Genomic DNA, 18,668 nt, shown 5'->3' with positions numbered 1-18,668 from the left:
TCCTTTCACACCACAGGAAATTAACTGTAGCGGGAAAGGATGGGTTTGGCTATGTGGCAATAAGGGTAATCTTGTGACGCTGATTGCGAAAAAGCAGAGTAATTTCACTGACTTTTTCGCATTAGATGAATGGTTAAGATTCAGGCGTAAATTACCAACGGGTTTCGATGACCAGCGGCTTATCTGGTGTCACAAATTCCGGCGTTAGATTTATTGCGTTAGGTGCCTGAGTAAGCGGGTTAACACAGGTGGCATCAGGCTGTTTATCAAATACAACCAGACTGTTTGCTGAAGAAGTCATGGTCATCGCGAGTTTACCTGGCCACAGTAACTTAACCTTTAACCCGTCATAAAAACCAAAACAGTCATCCCAGGGGCCGACTTGAGGAGAGATGCGATTTCCTGTTGGCAGTTCATCACTACCCGCTTCTTCTTGCCAGTCCGCATCAAAAAGCACCTGCAACGACGCTGTACTTTGCGGAGCCAGCTTTTTCGCAAACCACGGATGCCAGCCCGCAGAGGCCGGGAATGTATCGGCATGTGAATGGATTTCCAGTTGTAAAACCAGCGCATCGTTCTCCAGCAAAAAAGTCTGAATCACTTCCCCTTGCCATGGCCACGGTGAAGCCAGAGGCATACGTAAAGTCAGGGAATCTGTTGTTTTGGCGATAATTTCCCATGTTGAATAGCACGCCATACCATGTAACGCATGTGGTGGTTTATTGGCGGGTAAAGAATAACATTGCCCACCAGCATTCAGCGTCGCGTTCCCCAATCGCCCTGCCCACGGCACCATTGGGAAACAGCCGTACTGAAAAGCTCTGCGTTGCGGCTGCCATTGGCGTAATACTTCACAACCAAATGCCTGTAATGAGGTGATCCTGGCACCATCATGCGGATAAATCTGCAGGCGAATACTGCCTTTTTCCAGCGTCACAGACTCTCCCACAGGCCCAGGCCAGGGCGCGTCAAACGCCTGTTGTAGCGCCAGATAATGCTCGTTATTCCGTTCAGTTTTCATGAGATTGTTCCCTGATGTAGCGGTAAGAAGCGGTTTCTTGTTCATCGGTCGGCTCAATCAGCCAGACGCAAACAAAGGAAAGAACTGAGACAGCAAATAAAAACAGAGCGACATACCACGGTTTTCCCCCTCCCAGCGCCAGCAAACTTGAGGCGATAAGGGGGCTTAGTCCGCCAAGTATTGCGGAAAATTGATAGGCAAAAGAAAGACCGGTATATCGTACTTTGGTGCCGAACATGCGGGTGAAAAGTGTCGGCTGCACGGCAAACATCATCGTCGGGCCTAAGTTATAGCCGAGGATCATACTGCACCAGATGATGAGCGTACTTTTACTATCCAGTAATAAGAAGAAAGGAAACGCGAACAGGACACAAAATCCCGCACCTGACAAATACAGACATTTTTGACCTATACGGTCTGATAACCACCCGACCAACGGACAACTGAAAATACCGATCGCCGAGGCAATCAACATGCCCGTCAGAGGAATATCTCGCGATAATGCTAATTGGCTGGAAATATAAACGATACCAAAGGCGTTAATAATATTGGAGGAGACACTCTCTGCCAGCCTCGCACCCAGTGCCAATAAAATATTTCGCGGATGTTTTTTGAATAATTCAATCAACGGAGGAACGGACTTTTCTTTATTATTCGTCGTTTTTTGCTTTTGAAAATCCAGTGTCTCCTCAGTATGCAGGCGGATAAATAACCCAACGATCAACATCACCGCAGAAAGCCAGAACGGAATACGCCATCCCCAGGAGAGAAACTGTTCCTGAGTCAGTAAATGGTTACAGAGCGCAAAAATACCGGTTGCCAGCATAATCCCCACTGATGCAGCCGTTTGTGGGAGCGAACCTAAAAAACCGCGCCGGGATTCGGGCGCAGATTCAATGGTCATCAATGCCGCTCCGCCATACTCGCCACCAAGACCAAAGCCCTGAATTAAGCGCAGCGCCATTAATATGAGCGGTGCCCAGATCCCAATTTCCTGATACGTCGGAATAAAACCAATCAAAAATGTGGAGCAACCGACAATAGCCAGTGTCCAGATAAGCGTTATTTTTCGCCCAATTTTATCGCCAAAATGGCCAAAGACGATGCCACCTAAGGGACGAGTCAAAAAACCGACACCAAAGGTAGCAAAGGCGGCTATAAGACCTATAAAAGGATCGCTGTTCGGGAAAAAAAGCGGAGCAAATACCAGCCCTGCTGCCGTGCCAAAAATAAAGAAATCATACCATTCCATCAACGCGCCCGCGAAACTGCCCATTACGACACGTCTCATGGCTTTACCGGAAAGTCCTTCTTGCGGTGTAGGTAACGTTTCAGACATCATTTTCCTCTCCTGGTCGGCGAGAAATTGGGAAATAACCCACTACAAAGTGGGCAGTCTGATAAATACGCGCATCGACCTGATGCCGATACGCGTTATGTTTATTTGTTCAATTCCGCCAGAACTTCCGCGTCTTCGGCATCCACATTCGCCCCCAACGGTTCCCAATTAATCAATACGCAGGTCAGGAATCCCAGGAATGGCACAATTGCCAACCAGTAAAACGCTTCAGTTTTCAACGCACCCCACAGCATCGGCCAGAAAATAAGCCCGGCAATCGCACCGGTGCGCATAATCGCACGGGCAAATCCCACCCCAGTAGGGCGAATAGCAGGAGGATATGAGAGTGTGGCAATGGTCATGCCCAACCCACCAGGCCCCGCTGAATGGAAGAAAATAATTGATCCCAACAACCCTAAAGACAGCCAGGGATTAGTCGTCGCCAGTGCGCCTAACGACAGCAATGCTAAGGTCACAACGGCAAATCCATACATGGACTGTCGGCGGGTGCCTAATCGTTGGAGAATAAACGAGCCGATCATCCCGCCGGTTACCCCACAAAGGGCATTCACGACGGCAGAACCCGTCAACGCGCCAGTAAGCCCGCCACTTATTATTCCCGCCAGGGTAAGAGGAAGATAAACACCTACAGCGTTATATTGCCACGCCTGCATGGTTGCCACGACACAGCCGAGGATGGTGCGTTTGCGGTAACGATCATTAAATAAGATGCCATATCCACCTCTGTATTTATTCTCTACCTTTTCCGCAGATCTGGCTTCTGCTGTACCCGGTGTCGCAACGCGAGCCTGAACACCGTAACGTTTTCCCAGGATGTCGCACGCTTCCTGGTAACGCCCGACGCGTGCGGCCCACATTGCGGATTCACCGATAAAGACGTAACGCAAAATCATGAAGATGACTGCGAAAATAGCCCCGATGAATATTCCGTAACGCCACAACTGTTCTTCAGCAATACCAGACAGAAGCAGAGGCAAAAGCACCAGATAGACAACGGTAGTTGAAACATACCAGGCCATTTGCCAGAGATTGACCGACGTTCCGGTTTTCTTCGACGTTGAACCACGAAGCTCTGCCACGGCATTGGTTGCCAAAGGGAAGTCGATGCCTAAGCCAAAGCCCATAATGACGCGACACACCAGCACCCACCAGATACTGGGCGCAATAGCCACCGCAGCAGCACCGATGGTGCATAACCCCATGCCAATAATAAATGCTCGCTTTTGCCCAAAGCGGTTGATGACCCGATTCGCTAATAAACCACCTATTAATGCGGCGATTAATACTGAAGCATTAACGGTTGCGGCAAGCCCAGGAGAAATACCAAATTGAGCGGCAATATATTTATTACCAAACCCCACCATCGCCGCCTGATAGGCATCAATCAATATGCCGCCCAAAGCAATAAAAATAACGCCGATACTGGTGTTGATCGCAGAGTTCTTATTAACAATATCAATTACGTCCTGTGGACGACTAATTGAATAAATTGCAGGACTGGTGATTTGACTCATCGCAGTGTCCTTTTTAATTGTTGTAGGGTGGCGCTGACGTAGCGCAGCGCCAGACAGAGATTTAGAAAATCATTCCGGCGCAAATTGCAGCATGACTTTTATGGAGTCATTTTGCTGCGCGCGTTCGAATGCTGCCGCTGCGTCATCAATGGCAAATAAATCAGTAACCAGCTCACTGGTATCAAACCGCCCATCCGCCAGCCATTCGATAACGGCATCGAAATCTTCAGGGATGTACATGCCAGAGTTGAGCAAGTCACGCTCGAAACGTTGCATCATCGGTAGTGGTATTTCACGCGGCCCACTCGGTACGCCCATACACACAACGGTGCCTCCGGCATACACACGGGTACAGGCATCATTAAGCGTGGCCTGCGCTGCAACGACATCAATCGCTCCCGTAAATCGCACATCTGCGGCCAGTTCTCCCGGTGCCCAAACCTCTGCAGCACCCAATTTTAACGCCAGTGCACGTTTGGCCGCGTCAGGTTCAATCACGGTAATCTTTCCTGCCCCCATAATGCGCAGTGCCTGCACAATAGATAAGCCAATTGTTCCAGCACCAATCACCAGTACGCTCTCCAGAGAAGCCTTCGGCATTCGGTTAACACAGTGACGAGCACACGCTGCCGGTTCGGCAAAGGCCAACACTTTTAGCGGTAAAGAGGCTGGTGCGACATGGCAATTACGCGCAGGAACAATGTGCTGTGAGCGAGCAAAGCCCGGCGCGCGAAAACCGGCAACCTGCGGTGGTTCACAAAGATTAAAACGCCCTGCTTTGCAGGCCCGGCATTCCATGCAAGCCATGATGGGATCGACAACCACATGATCGCCCGGCTGTACATGTTTGACGTCGCTACCCACTTCCGTAACACGCGCTGCAATTTCATGACCGGGAACGACTGGCGGTTTGGCAAACGGATGACCGCCTTTCAAAACATGCAGATCCGATCCGCATATCCCGTAGAACACAGGCGCAATCCGTACTTCGTGCGGTTTAAGTTGCTGGTGTGGTACTTCAACATATTGAGTGGTGACTTTCCCAATATCTGAAAATAAAACCTGGGTAATTTTATCCATCATTATTCTCCAGAATCGTTATCCATAGGGAATTAGCGTTGCGCGATACCTTCATCGACAATTTCAGCCAATCGTTGTAAGCGTGGAACGGAGACATCGCGCAGCATAGTTTGTGGATCTTGTGCACCAACAACCGACGCCCAAACCGCTCGTCCTGCCAGGAAGCCAGACGCGCCGCTTTTCATCGCAATACTTACCGCGCGTCCAAAAATATCGGCATCGACGCCAGAAGAAAGAATTACCCACGGCATCTTCATCTGATCGTTAAGTTTCTGGCAGGCGGAAAGTAAGGTTTTTTCATCGCCTTTGCCTCCTAATGGCATCTCGGCTTTGTAAAGATCAGCCTCTGTTCCACCAAGCTCTGCGGCGGCGGCAACAATGGCGCTTTCACGATCAAAGTCCCAACCACGACGAGGTGGACGCACCACAGGCTCAATAATGCTGACCAGCCCGGCACTACGGCAGCGACGAACAAACTTATCGACCATTGCCAGACGTTCCTCTGCAGGTTCATCTTCACGCCAGAGCACAAGTAATTTCATCGCCTTCGCCCCCATTTCACGGGCTTTATGCGGGTCGACGGACATATCTATTTCAACGCTATCAACCGGGATGCCATTACCTGGGATAAAAAGATCGGCAGCGACAATCAGACCGCAAGAATTAGCAACAGCGCCCTGCTCGACAATTTGATCAAGACAAAATTGTTTATCCGCCAGAACGGCAGAAGCATAAGGAGAAAGGATGCGGGTCGCGGCGACTTTAAAATCGGTGAGTACACTGTCGGAGACGGGTTTTGGCTGTCCTGCTGCCGCAAACATCAGACGCATAGCTTCACGCTGATCGACAGCTAACATGGCAAATCCACCACCTGGGCGGGAGATATCTTTCAGCGTAAATGGGGTGAAGTGGGATGACATAGAAACTCCTGTTAATAGATAAAATTAAAGACCAGCCTGCTGACGAACCTGATTTAGCAGGGCGCTCCAGTCCTGCCGCCCTTTACCGTCTTGACTTGCTGCGGCGTAATAACTTTCTGCTGCAACCCCCATATTGAGCGGCGCCCCCGTCTCCTGAGCGACATCAACAGCAATACGCAGATCTTTCAACGCCAGATCCACCATGAAGGCGGGAGAAAGATCGCCTTTCAGCACTTTGCCAGGCCAGGTGGTCGTAAAATGCCCTTTCCCTGCTGCCGTACCACTCATCACCTTAATTGCGATATCAAGATTTAATCCCAGTGACTCACATAACACAGCGGCTTCGGAGGACAGCGCATTAAGCGCAATGCTCATATAGTTGTTAATTAGCTTCACGCGGATCCCCATTCCCGGGCCGCCAGCTTCGACCAGCTCATTACCCATGCACATGAGAATCGGGCGTGCGCGCACAATCTGCTCATCAGTGCCACCCGCTAAAATCAGCAATGTGCCATCAATCGCATTCACAGACGTTCTGCCCACGGGGGCGTCCATCATACTGATGCCTTTTTCTTGTAATTCCCGTATTAATGCATCGGTCTGTAAGGGATGAATAGTCGACATATCAATCACTAACGCGTCAGATGAAACAGTTTCACAGACACCTTTTTCCCCCAACAACACCTGCCGAACAATGTCACCATTGGGAAGCATAGTGATGATAAATTCAGCGCCTACTGCCGCTTCCGCTGGGGTTTGTGCCGCAGTGGCCCCCTGCGTGACTAGCGCATCGACAGCCTGTGTATTGACATCAAATACCTGCAATAAATGCCCTTTTTGCAATAGATTGTTAGCCATTGGGCTACCCATCTGCCCCAGCCCGAGAAATGCAATGGTTGCCATGAACGCTCTCCTATCTGACATTGACAAAATAATGACAATTGAAAATTCGTTTTCGTCTGTTTTTGAGCATATTTGTAATTTATGTTCAAAAACACGACACACATCACTAATTTGATCATTTGTGTCATTTAAATTGACCAAAGACGACAAAATTAAACAGGACAAGACAAATATGACCAGAATTGCATGTGTAGGTATCACTGTTCAGGACAGGATTTATTCTTTGCCCTGTCTGCCAGAGGGCGGCGGGAAATATCAGGCAAATCATTATCTTGAGATTGGTGGTGGCCCGGCGGCAACAGCCGCTGTTGCAATAGCAAAACTCGGCGTGGAGGTTGATTTCATCGGTCGCGTCGGCGATGACAGTTGTGGAAATACCTTACTTGCAGAACTTGAGAGTTGGGGCGTCAATACGGCATTTTGCCGCCGATATCTTAATGCCCGTTCGTCGCAATCAGCGATCCTCGTTGATCAGCATGGCGAACGGATTATCGTTAATTATCCAAGCCCCGATCTCGATACTGATGCCGAATGGTTAGAAGCGATCGATTTCTCTCGTTATGATCTGGTTCTGGCCGATGTTCGCTGGCATAGCGGCACTGAAAAAGCATTCTCGCAAGCGCGCCTTGCGGGCGTGACAACGCTTTTAGACGCCGATATGACACCGCAGGATATTTCTCCACTTGTCGCGCTTGCCGACCATGCTGTGTTCTCAACGCCAGGGCTGAAACGCATGACCGGCCTTCAGTCACCTGAAGAAGGCTTGTACCAGGCTGCCACACAAACAGCAGGTAAAGTGTATGTCACGCTGGGTTCTGAAGGTTCGTTGTGGATTGAAGATGATCATTTGTGTCAACAGGAGGCATTTTCTGTCAATGTGGTTGATACCACTGGAGCAGGCGATGTTTTTCACGGCGCACTCGCGGTAGCGTTAGCAGAAAAAATGCCCACAAAAGAGGCTATTCGTTTTGCCAGTGCGGTTGCCGCGATGAAATGTACCCAGGCTGGCGGTCGGGCTGGCATTCCTAATCGTGAGCAAACCGAATCATTTTTGTCACTTTATGCGTAAAATGGTAAACATCTACCGAGGAGGGGCAAGGGAGTATTCATGAGTATCATCGAAGTGACAGGTAATCCACGCCATGACCAACTCGTTCATCTAATCGCAGAACGCGGTTATATGAATATTGAAGAACTGGCACAACTGCTGGATGTTTCAACGCAAACCGTGCGCCGGGATATCCGAAAACTAAGCGAGCAGGGGTTGATCACCCGTCATCATGGAGGGGCTGGGCGCGTCTCCAGCGTCATGAATACCGCTTTTGAGCAACGGGAACTTTCGCTCACCACCGAGAAACGGGCGATCGCTGAGGCGGTCGCTGATTACCTTCCCGAACGCTGTACCGTCTTTATCACCATCGGTACTACGGTCGAAGCCGTTGCCAGGGCATTACTCAACCGCCGTGATTTACGCATTATCACTAACAGCCTACGTGTAGCACAGATTCTTTATAAGAATCAGGATATTGAAGTGATGGTGCCGGGAGGCACTTTACGCGCCCATAACGGCGGGATCATCGGCCCCGGAGCTGTGGATTTTATTGAAGGTTTCCGCGCAGACTATTTAATCACCAGTATTGGTGCCATTGAGCATGATGGCACCCTGCTGGAATTTGATGTCAATGAAGCGTTAGTCGCGAGAACGATGATTAAACATGCGCGGAATACATTGCTAGTGGCAGATCATACTAAGTTTGCCGCGTCTGCTGCCGTTTCAATTGGCAATGCACGAAATGTCAGAGCATTTTTTACTGATGCTCCACCGCCCAATTCTTTCTGCCAGTTATTAAGCGAAGAGAATGTCGAACTGGTGGTTGCCGAGCAAGAAGTATCCTGAAATTGAAATTTCGAAAAATCCGCTGGAGATTTCAGCGGATTTTGTTTTGCCGGATGCGATGGTTGATACGGTTTTCATTGGCCGGATTAAACACATCCGGCCATTAATTAAGCTTCAGCCGCCAGCATCTCTTTCTTACATTGGCTAATACGCTTAACCAGCATTACGGAAACCACCGCACCACAGAATGCGAAGCAGGCCATAATGCCAAACACGATTTTGTAGCCAATAATCCCCGGATTTAAATCCAGAATGTAGCCATACAGACTGAAGCAGAACATCGCCGGGGCGTAACCAATAAAGCTACCCAACGCCATCGCCGCGCCTGTTTTATTTTCAGCAATTTTTGCTTCGCCGATAGGTGCAAAAAATACGGCTCGCTGTGTAAAGACTATCGCACCAAAGCCCAGCGTACATGCCATCCCTAAATATACCGGCATACTTTCGTGCGGCAGCATAATCAACATTATGAGTGCCGCGGTGCTGATGATAAAGGTATAGCACAGATATTTACTCGGTGATTTCAGGATCTTATCTGAAATCATGCCGCCAATAGGCCCACCGATCATCTTCAGACAATATTGATTTATGATGCCGTAAGCCCCCACCAGCGCAACGGGCAGCAGATAGATGTTTTTCAGGAATGGGATGAAGAACGTCAGGCCACAGTAAACCGCGTAAACGAAGAAGACGTTGAAAGCGATAAGCCAGATTGTTTTGTCTTTCAGCACCGAGCTCATACTGGTATTTTGCGATGCTTCGTCTTCTTTTTTCACCTCAACGGAAGGTGCCTCTTCTTTGTCATTCAGTACAAAGAAAATGATAATGCCCACGGCAATCACAATAAGGGAATAAAACCAGATACCCGCTTTAAAGCCCAATAAGCCACTACCAAACCAGGTAAATACTGCCAGCGCAGAAAATGCCACCACGGTATCGACAATGCCACGTCCTGTTTCGAAGAAACCAAACAACCGACCTTGTTGTTCGCTATTGCCCAGCCGACTTACCGACTTGAGCAAAACAGGCCAGTTCATCATGTCGCAAGTAACGCCAAATAGCGCCCAGACAAAGAGGATGCCCCAATACCCCGGCATTGTCGTCAAATAAACTCCCAGTAATCCCGTAGCAATGAGTGAGAATGACATGGTGTATCTGCGCGGTAGTTTATCGGCAAAATAAATAGACAGAAAAAAACCCACTGTCGTGACAAATGAGTTTACTGACATGGCATTACCAATTTGGCCATTGGTCAAATTGAAATACTCCTGCATCGGGATATAAAACGCATCTTTTAACGACGGTAATTTATAAATTGTACCGCCACACAGTGTTAATAGACTAAATAACGCCCATTTCTTTTTTGTGAGCATAACATCCCCTAAGCGATTTTTAAAATCACTGTTTTAAAGGCAATAAGATACCGACCATTCTTATAGAATGGTTTTTATTAACTGCGGATGAGTTAAAACTTATTAGTGGTTCAGAAGATGGCTTGCCTCTTGCTTGATTTGTTGTAGTACGTTACGCACATGATATATCTGATTAATTGCGTCTTCTTTTTCTTTACGTAACCGCGCATCCAGCAAATGCTTTTCTGGCAATGGTGTTTCACTCATCTGGCGATATGGGATCCACGGATTATCATCTTCGTCTTCAAAGCGGAACGCCGGAGCATAATAATCAACCTCTTCTTCCAGGCCATATGCCGTCACCTGCGGTTCATCATCACCCAGGCAGATAAGGTGCGTTAATAACTCTTTGAACGGCATATCTCCCTGACCTGAAATACAGGCTTTATGCCCCAGACCACTCTGTTCTTTAACGATCAATGCATCTTTGATATGCACCTGAGTAATATGCGGTGCCATCGTTTTTAAGGCGTCCATGGGATGCTCATTTGCATTGATCATGTTCGCAAAATCAAACAGTAAGGAAAGAGACTCCATCTCACTTTCTTTGACCAACGATACCAGCTCATGGCTTTTCAAATCTTCATGCTGTTCGATCGTAAAGGTCAGGCCGCTGTCCTGATACGCTTCCCGCACATAAGCAATATCGTTAGCGATGATCGATAATACATCGCGCAAATTACCTTCATAACGCGGATAAAAACGCACGGACGATGCCCCGGTTTTCAGTGCGATGGCGACGGCTTCGTCAATAGATGCTTTATCTGAGGCACTGGTTTCAATATGAATATCAAGGTTCAGACGGCGAGCTTTATCGCCAAAGGCAGAGAGTTCTTTATCTGCCATATTACCCAGAGAAAAACGTTCTCCATCCAGAACATGAATTTTGACGCCTCGCAGATTATTTTCACTCGCTATATCAAGTAAATCAGTCGGCAATACTCTTTCCAGCCGCATATTTAAATGAAAAGCATAGGCATGTAAATAAAGAGGAAGAGTATCGACACGTTGTAGAATCTTTCTTGCGTTATTTATTGTCACCATAAAACACCTACAGATTAATGATGAGGTCTACAGCCTCAAATCGCCAATATTCAATATCTATCTGGACAATATTCCCTTGCTGGTCGGCGCGATGTTTTTCAATTAAGATCGCTGGCATACCCGCAGAACCGCCAAGATATTTGCTGATATCGCCAGGCATTCTGACGGGTTTGAAAATCAATTTTTTTACTACCGTCTCTTTTTGGTAGCATTTTTCCCAGACTGAAGAAAATGAATGGTTTTCAAGTTGCTCAATAAAACCAGGGGCAACTTCAGGATTAATATACGTCTCGTGATAGAAAACTTTATGCCCTTCCAGCGCCCCCCAACCGGTAATGCGATAGAGTTCGGTTGACGGCGTTACTGTAATCAGTGGCATGAGCGTCTCGGGAATATCGCTGATACGACTTTTCTCGGTAAATCCCCAGGAAGGTTCCCGCCCTTGTTCAATTGCAGCCCGTTGAAAGCTAGCCGACAGTTCCGGGCTGTAATTAAAACGCGGCTGAGTAACGAACCAACCTTTACGATCCTTACGGAAGATTTTGGATTCTGCCTCGAGGTTCAGCAACGCCTGGCGCAGCGTCATACGTTTAATACCCAGCAACTCTCCCAACTCTCTTTCTGAAGGGAGTTTTCCACCCGGCGTGGTGATGCCATCTTTTAACCACCGATCCAGTTTCTCTTTTGCATTTTCTACGGTGGATTGGTTTCCGGCCATTGTTTAATCCTTTTGGTTTAAACCAGATGAAGCATCTTACGCTTACGCCAAAAAAGAAAGCAATTAACGGCGTGTGACTTTGCAGATAATTGTGACAAAGCTCTCTATTGCTGTAGTCACAGACTTACAAGGGAGATACTCGCACTGGTGAGAACTTACAACAGGCAAAAAAAAACCTGCCATCGCTGGCAGGTTTTTCACGACTAAAAAGAGAAATTAATCTTCTTTCGGACCACGGTTAGCGCGGCGACGATCGTTTTCCGTCAGGTGACGTTTACGAATACGGATAGAGGTCGGAGTGACTTCTACCAGTTCGTCATCATCGATGAACTCCAGTGCTTGTTCCAGAGTCATGCGGATAGGCGGAACCAGAACAACGGCTTCATCAGTACCGGAAGCACGCATGTTGGTCAGTTTCTTACCGGTCAGGCAGTTTACAGTCAGGTCGTTAGAGCGGCTGTGAATACCGATAATCTGACCTTCATAAACTTCTGCACCGTGACCGAGGAACAGCTTACCGCGATCCTGCAGACCGAACAGCGCGAACGCTACCGCTTTACCCTGACCGTTAGAGATCAGTACGCCGTTCTGACGCTGACCCACTTCACCCGGACGCACATCGTCGTAGTGGCTGAAGGTGGAGTACAGCAGACCAGTACCGGAAGTCATGGTCATGAACTCTGAACGGAAGCCAATCAGACCACGGCTTGGGATCACGTAGTCGAGACGTACGCGGCCTTTACCGTCTGGATTCATGTTTTTCAGCTCGCCTTTACGTTCGCCCAGCGCCTGCATTACAGAACCCTGATGCTGTTCTTCAACGTCCAGAGTCACGTTTTCGAACGGCTCTTGTTTACGACCGTCGATTTCACGGAAGATGACTTTCGGACGGGATACCGCCAGTTCGAAACCTTCACGACGCATGTTTTCGATAAGAACAGACAGGTGCAGTTCGCCACGACCAGAAACGCGGAACGCATCGGCGTCTTCGGTTTCTTCTACGCGCAGCGCAACGTTGTGTACCAGTTCTTTGTTCAGACGATCCAGAATCTGACGAGACGTTACGAACTTACCTTCTTTACCGCAGAACGGAGAGGTGTTAACGCAGAAGAACATAGAAACGGTCGGCTCATCAACGGAGAGTGCCGGCAGCGCTTCAACGTTTTGCGTGTCGCAAACGGTGTCAGAAATGTTCAGTTCACCAAGGCCAGTGATTGCCACGATATCGCCAGCTTCCGCCAGATCGGTTTCGATACGTTCCAGACCAAGGTGGCCCAGCACTTTACCAACTTTCGCGTTACGGGTTTTGCCTTCACTATCGATGATAGTAACCTGCTGGTTCGGCTTCACTTTACCGCGCTTGATGCGACCAATGCCGATAACACCAACATAGCTGTTGTAATCGAGCTGAGAAATCTGCATCTGGAACGGACCGTCAAGGTCTACGTCCGGTGCAGGAACGTGGTCGATAATCGCCTGATACAGCGGGGTCATGTCTTCCGCCATATCTTCGTGGTCCAGACCCGCGATACCGTTCAGCGCAGAAGCATAAACGATCGGGAAGTCCAGTTGCTCGTCGGTCGCATCGAGGTTAACGAACAGGTCGAATACCTGATCAACAACCCAGTCAGGACGCGCGCCAGGGCGGTCAACTTTGTTGATTACCACAATCGGCTTCAGGCCGTAAGCAAACGCTTTTTTGGTTACGAAGCGCGTTTGCGGCATTGGGCCGTCAAATGCGTCAACCACCAGCAGCACTGAATCTACCATGGACATTACACGTTCAACTTCACCACCGAAGTCGGCGTGCCCCGGGGTATCAACGATGTTGATACGGTAATCATTCCATTTGATAGCGGTGTTTTTCGCGAGGATGGTAATCCCACGCTCTTTCTCCAAATCGTTGGAGTCCATCACGCGCTCTTGGGTTTCGGCACGAGAGTCGAACGTACCGGATTGTTGGAGCAGCTTATCTACCAGGGTGGTTTTACCATGGTCGACGTGCGCGATGATGGCGATGTTACGCAATTTTTCGATCACAACTTTGCCTCAGGCATTAGAAATAGCGCGTTATTGTACACGGATTAATCGCACTACAAAACAGGATCACAAACATCCTCCGCAAACAAGTATTGCAGAGTCCCTTTGTGATCGCTTTCACGGAGCATAAAAAGGGTTATCCAAAGGTCATTGCACCAACATGGTGCTTAATGTTTCCATTGAAGCACTATATTGGTGCAACATTCGCATCATGGTGCAGCCCTTTTGCACGATGGTAAGCATGATAACGCCTTTTAGGGGCAATTTAAAAGTTGGCACAGATTTCGCTTTATCTTTTTTACGGCGACACGGCCCAATTAATTGCAGATTTCGTTACCACGACGACAATGACCAATCCAGGAGAGTTAAAGTATGTCCGCTGAACACGTACTGACGATGCTGAACGAGCACGAAGTGAAGTTTGTTGATTTGCGCTTCACCGACACCAAAGGTAAAGAACAGCACGTCACTATCCCTGCTCATCAGGTGAATGCTGAATTCTTCGAAGAAGGCAAAATGTTTGACGGCTCCTCGATTGGCGGCTGGAAAGGCATTAACGAATCCGACATGGTGCTGATGCCAGACGCATCCACCGCAGTGATTGACCCGTTCTTCGCGGACTCTACCCTGATTATCCGTTGCGATATCCTCGAACCAGGCACTCTGCAAGGCTATGACCGTGACCCACGCTCTATTGCTAAGCGCGCTGAAGATTACCTGCGTTCCACTGGCATTGCCGACACTGTACTGTTCGGGCCAGAGCCAGAATTCTTCCTGTTCGATGATATTCGTTTCGGCTCTTCTATCTCCGGTTCTCACGTCGCTATCGACGATATCGAAGGCGCATGGAACTCTTCCACCCAATATGAAGGTGGTAACAAAGGTCACCGTCCTGCAGTGAAAGGCGGTTACTTCCCGGTTCCGCCGGTAGACTCTGCTCAGGACATCCGTTCTGAAATGTGTCTGGTAATGGAACAGATGGGCCTGGTGGTTGAAGCACATCACCACGAAGTGGCAACCGCAGGTCAGAACGAAGTGGCAACCCGCTTCAATACCATGACCAAAAAAGCCGACGAAATTCAGATCTACAAATATGTCGTCCACAACGTGGCGCATCGTTTCGGTAAAACGGCGACCTTTATGCCGAAACCGATGTTCGGTGATAACGGCTCCGGTATGCACTGCCACATGTCACTGTCTAAAAACGGTGTCAACCTGTTCGCGGGCGACAAATACGCTGGTCTGTCTGAGCAGGCGTTGTACTACATTGGCGGTGTAATCAAACACGCGAAAGCGATTAACGCGCTGGCAAACCCGACCACCAACTCTTACAAGCGACTGGTTCCGGGCTACGAAGCACCGGTAATGCTGGCTTACTCTGCGCGTAACCGGTCTGCATCTATCCGTATTCCGGTGGTATCTTCTCCGAAAGCGCGTCGTATCGAAGTGCGTTTCCCGGACCCGGCAGCTAACCCGTACCTGTGCTTTGCTGCCCTGCTGATGGCGGGTCTGGATGGCATCAAGAACAAGATCCACCCGGGCGAAGCAATGGACAAAAACCTGTATGACCTGCCGCCAGAAGAAGCGAAAGAGATCCCGCAGGTTGCAGGCTCTCTGGAAGAAGCACTGAACGAGCTGGATCTGGACCGCGAATTCCTGAAAGCCGGTGGCGTGTTCACTGATGAAGCGATCGATGCGTACATCGCTCTGCGTCGCGAAGAAGATGACCGCGTACGTATGACTCCGCACCCGGTAGAGTTTGAGCTGTACTACAGCGTCTAATAGTTGAAGTAGTCATACCCGGCGCACAAACGCCGGGGTTTTAGTTGCCGTGGAAATTTCAGCCCATCTCTGCATGGGCTTTTTTCTCCGTAACTTCTCTGATGCTTCGCGCTTTTTATCCGTAAAAAGCTATAATGCACTAAAATGGTGCAACCTGTTCAGGAGACTGCTTTATGGCAACAGGCACGCAGCCCGATGCTGGGCAGATCCTCAACTCTCTGATTAACAGTATTTTGTTAATTGACGACAACCTGGCGATCCATTACGCCAACCCCGCCGCGCAACAACTGCTCGCCCAAAGTTCCCGTAAATTGTTTGGTACGCCGTTACCGGAACTGTTGAGCTACTTCTCGCTAAATATCGGTCTGATGCAAGAAAGTCTGGAGGCGGGGCAAGGTTTTACCGATAACGAAGTGACGCTGGTGATTGACGGGCGCTCGCATATTCTTTCTGTGACGGCCCAGCGTATGCCGGACGGCATGATCCTGCTGGAGATGACACCGATGGATAACCAGCGTCGCTTAAGCCAGGAGCAGCTACAGCACGCCCAGCAAGTTGCTGCCCGCGATTTGGTCCGCGGCCTGGCACATGAGATCAAAAATCCACTTGGCGGCTTACGAGGTGCGGCGCAGTTACTCAGCAAAGCGTTGCCCGATCCGTCTCTGCTGGAATATACCAAAGTGATTATCGAGCAGGCGGACAGACTGCGAAATCTGGTCGACCGTCTGTTGGGGCCGCAACTACCAGGCACACACGTCACCGAAAGCATTCACAAAGTGGCAGAGCGCGTGGTGACGCTGGTGTCGATGGAATTACCGAACAATGTACGGTTGATTCGTGATTACGACCCCAGCCTGCCAGAACTGGCGCACGATCCGGATCAGATTGAGCAAGTACTGCTGAATATTGTGCGCAATGCGTTACAAGCGCTGGGGCCGGAGGGCGGTGAAATTATTCTGCGTACCCGCACCGCGTTTCAACTGACCTTGCATGGCGAACGCTATCGGCTGGCAGCACGAATTGATGTGGAAGATAACGGGCCTGGTATTCCGCCCCATTTGCAGGATACGCTGTTTTATCCGATGGTCAGCGGTCGCGAAGGCGGCACCGGGCTTGGTTTATCCATCGCCCGTAACTTGATTGATCAGCATTCAGGCAAAATTGAATTTACCAGTTGGCCGGGTCATACCGAGTTCTCGGTTTACCTGCCTATCAGGAAATAAAGGTGACGTTTATGCAACGAGGGATAGTCTGGGTAGTCGATGACGATAGTTCCATCCGTTGGGTGCTTGAACGTGCGCTCGCTGGAGCGGGTTTAACCTGCACGGCATTTGAGAACGGTGCCGAAGTGCTGGAGGCGCTGGCAAGCAAAACGCCGGATGTACTGCTTTCAGATATCCGTATGCCCGGAATGGACGGGCTGGCGTTGCTCAAGCAAATTAAACAGCGTCATCCGATGCTTCCGGTCATCATTATGACCGCACATTCCGATCTGGATGCCGCCGTTAGCGCCTATCAACAAGGGGCGTTTGATTATCTGCCCAAACCGTTTGATATCGACGAAGCCGTGGCGCTGGTTGAGCGAGCCATCAGCCATTACCAGGAACAGCAGCAACCGCGCAATATTCAGCTTAACGGACCAACAACCGATATTATTGGCGAAGCGCCTGCCATGCAGGATGTGTTCCGTATTATTGGCCGTCTCTCACGTTCTTCTATTAGCGTGTTGATCAATGGCGAATCCGGCACAGGTAAAGAGCTGGTCGCTCATGCCCTGCATCGCCATAGCCCGCGCGCCAAAGCGCCGTTTATCGCGCTGAATATGGCGGCTATCCCGAAAGATTTGATCGAATCAGAACTGTTTGGTCACGAGAAAGGCGCGTTTACCGGTGCCAATACCGTTCGTCAGGGCCGTTTTGAACAGGCCGATGGGGGCACGTTATTCCTTGATGAAATTGGCGATATGCCGCTGGATGTGCAGACACGGTTACTGCGCGTGCTGGCAGACGGTCAGTTTTACCGCGTTGGCGGCTATGCGCCGGTGAAAGTGGATGTGCGTATTATCGCTGCGACTCACCAGAACCTGGAACTGCGTGTGCAGGAAGGCAAGTTCCGTGAGGATCTGTTCCACCGCCTGAACGTTATCCGTGTTCATCTGCCGCCACTGCGCGAGCGTCGGGAGGATATTCCCCGTCTGGCACGTCATTTTCTGCAAGTTGCCGCGCGTGAGCTGGGTGTAGAAGCGAAGTTACTGCACCCGGAGACAGAAGCCGCCCTGACGCGTCTTGCATGGCCGGGGAACGTGCGTCAGCTAGAAAATACCTGCCGCTGGCTAACGGTGATGGCCGCCGGACAGGAAGTGTTGATTCAGGATTTGCCTGGCGAACTGTTTGAATCAACCGTAGCGGAAAGCCCTTCCACAATGCAGCCGGACAGTTGGGCAACGCTGTTAGCGCAATGGGCCGATCGGGCGCTGCGTTCCGGTCATCAAAACTTACTTTCTGAAGCGCAACCTGAGCTGGAGCGGACATTGCTGACCACCGCGTTGCGACATACGCAGGGGCATAAACAAGAAGCGGCGAGACTGCTTGGTTGGGGACGTAACACACTGACACGTAAGTTAAAAGAGTTGGGAATGGAGTGACTCAGGCTTGCTGTGTAAAGATTGATTATTGAGCGCAAATTGCTGTTATTTTGCGCTTTACTGTTCCGATAAGTTCAGTATGATCTTGCCCGAAAAACGGGGAGAGTCATTATGTTAGAATCAATAATTAATCTGCTATCGAGTGGCGCAGTTAGCAGCCACGCGCCGCAAACTGCCGTTGCTGCCGTGCTGTGTGCCGCGATGATTGGGCTGTTTAGCTGAAACTCGTTGTTCATGCCGGATGCGGCGTGAACGCTTTATCCGGCATACAAAAACAGGTTTTGTTGGCCTGATAAGCGTAGCGCATCAGGCAGTTTTGTTCTCAGTCAATTG

General features: G+C 49.7%; 16 protein-coding genes. 6 read left to right on the top strand and 10 right to left on the bottom strand.

The window, feature by feature from the left end; genetic code table 11:
- Positions 1–151 precede the first annotated feature (151 nt).
- The 6 genes from A9587_RS14550 to yihU all read right to left on the bottom strand — a co-directional run bounded on the left by A9587_RS14550 (position 152) and on the right by yihU (position 6,798).
- Entirely contained in the window at positions 152–1,021 is an 870-nt protein-coding gene (locus A9587_RS14550) for an aldose 1-epimerase (RefSeq protein WP_105263511.1), read from the bottom strand.
- Entirely contained in the window at positions 1,011–2,360 is a 1,350-nt protein-coding gene (locus tag A9587_RS14545; RefSeq protein ID WP_010376781.1) for an MFS transporter, read from the bottom strand. The genes A9587_RS14550 and A9587_RS14545 overlap by 11 nt, the downstream gene beginning before the upstream one ends.
- A 101-nt stretch (positions 2,361–2,461) precedes the next feature.
- Positions 2,462–3,895 carry an MFS transporter gene (locus tag A9587_RS14540; protein WP_000078427.1) on the bottom strand — a complete coding sequence of 478 codons (1,434 nt, stop codon included), beginning with the start codon at positions 3,893–3,895 and terminating at the stop codon, positions 2,462–2,464.
- A gap of 69 nt (positions 3,896–3,964) precedes the next feature.
- Positions 3,965–4,975: a zinc-dependent alcohol dehydrogenase gene (locus A9587_RS14535; protein WP_000357978.1), complete on the bottom strand. Its 1,011-nt coding sequence runs from the start codon at positions 4,973–4,975 to the stop codon at positions 3,965–3,967.
- Between the two features lie 32 nt (positions 4,976–5,007).
- The gene (locus A9587_RS14530) at positions 5,008–5,895 is read right to left on the bottom strand and encodes an aldolase (protein WP_000094553.1); all 888 of its coding nucleotides are present in this window, start codon (positions 5,893–5,895) and stop codon (positions 5,008–5,010) included.
- Between the two features lie 24 nt (positions 5,896–5,919).
- Positions 5,920–6,798, bottom strand: a complete 879-nt coding sequence (gene yihU / locus A9587_RS14525) for a sulfolactaldehyde 3-reductase (RefSeq protein ID WP_105263510.1) — start codon at positions 6,796–6,798, stop codon at positions 5,920–5,922.
- Positions 6,799–6,970: 172 nt separating this feature from the next.
- Here yihU and A9587_RS14520 point away from each other — a divergent pair, with 172 nt between their 5' ends.
- Together A9587_RS14520 and A9587_RS14515 are read left to right on the top strand one after the other, a co-directional pair.
- On the top strand, positions 6,971–7,867 hold the full coding sequence (locus tag A9587_RS14520) for a sugar kinase (RefSeq protein ID WP_001517346.1): 897 nt from the start codon (positions 6,971–6,973) through the stop codon (positions 7,865–7,867).
- A gap of 39 nt (positions 7,868–7,906) precedes the next feature.
- Entirely contained in the window at positions 7,907–8,695 is a 789-nt protein-coding gene (locus A9587_RS14515) for a DeoR/GlpR family DNA-binding transcription regulator (RefSeq protein WP_105263509.1), read from the top strand.
- A 107-nt stretch (positions 8,696–8,802) separates the two neighbouring features.
- Here the strand turns inward: A9587_RS14515 and A9587_RS14505 are convergent, their stop codons facing one another.
- The 4 genes from A9587_RS14505 to typA form a co-directional block, all read right to left on the bottom strand.
- Positions 8,803–10,068, bottom strand: coding sequence for an MFS transporter (locus A9587_RS14505; RefSeq protein ID WP_000956339.1), 1,266 nt, complete (start codon positions 10,066–10,068; stop codon positions 8,803–8,805).
- Between the two features lie 102 nt (positions 10,069–10,170).
- Entirely contained in the window at positions 10,171–11,151 is a 981-nt protein-coding gene (locus A9587_RS14500) for a sugar phosphate isomerase/epimerase family protein (protein ID WP_000256415.1), read from the bottom strand.
- A 7-nt stretch (positions 11,152–11,158) separates the two neighbouring features.
- Positions 11,159–11,869 (bottom strand): GntR family transcriptional regulator, encoded by a 711-nt coding sequence (locus tag A9587_RS14495; protein ID WP_000918406.1) that lies wholly within the window; start codon positions 11,867–11,869, stop codon positions 11,159–11,161.
- A gap of 216 nt (positions 11,870–12,085) precedes the next feature.
- A complete protein-coding gene (gene typA / locus A9587_RS14490) occupies positions 12,086–13,909 on the bottom strand; it encodes a ribosome-dependent GTPase TypA (RefSeq protein WP_105263507.1) in 1,824 nt (607 codons plus the stop codon).
- Positions 13,910–14,281: 372 nt separating this feature from the next.
- On the opposite strand from typA, the gene glnA reads away from it, so the two are divergent.
- The 4 genes from glnA (at position 14,282) to A9587_RS14465 (ending at position 18,557) form a co-directional block, all read left to right on the top strand.
- On the top strand, positions 14,282–15,691 hold the full coding sequence (glnA, locus tag A9587_RS14480) for a glutamate--ammonia ligase (protein WP_001271717.1): 1,410 nt from the start codon (positions 14,282–14,284) through the stop codon (positions 15,689–15,691).
- 173 nt (positions 15,692–15,864) lie between these two features.
- A complete protein-coding gene (gene glnL / locus A9587_RS14475) occupies positions 15,865–16,914 on the top strand; it encodes a nitrogen regulation protein NR(II) (protein WP_001517349.1) in 1,050 nt (349 codons plus the stop codon).
- Positions 16,915–16,925: 11 nt separating this feature from the next.
- A complete protein-coding gene (gene glnG / locus A9587_RS14470; protein WP_001517350.1) occupies positions 16,926–18,335 on the top strand; it encodes a nitrogen regulation protein NR(I) in 1,410 nt (469 codons plus the stop codon).
- Between the two features lie 111 nt (positions 18,336–18,446).
- A complete protein-coding gene (locus A9587_RS14465) occupies positions 18,447–18,557 on the top strand; it encodes a YshB family small membrane protein (RefSeq protein WP_001517351.1) in 111 nt (36 codons plus the stop codon).
- The last annotated feature ends 111 nt before the right edge of the window (positions 18,558–18,668 follow it).

This window comes from Escherichia sp. MOD1-EC6162 (genome assembly GCF_002965125.1).
Classification (GTDB): domain Bacteria; phylum Pseudomonadota; class Gammaproteobacteria; order Enterobacterales; family Enterobacteriaceae; genus Escherichia; species Escherichia marmotae.
Note: the sequence above shows the minus strand (reverse complement) of the source record. Positions and strands in the feature narration are given on the sequence as shown.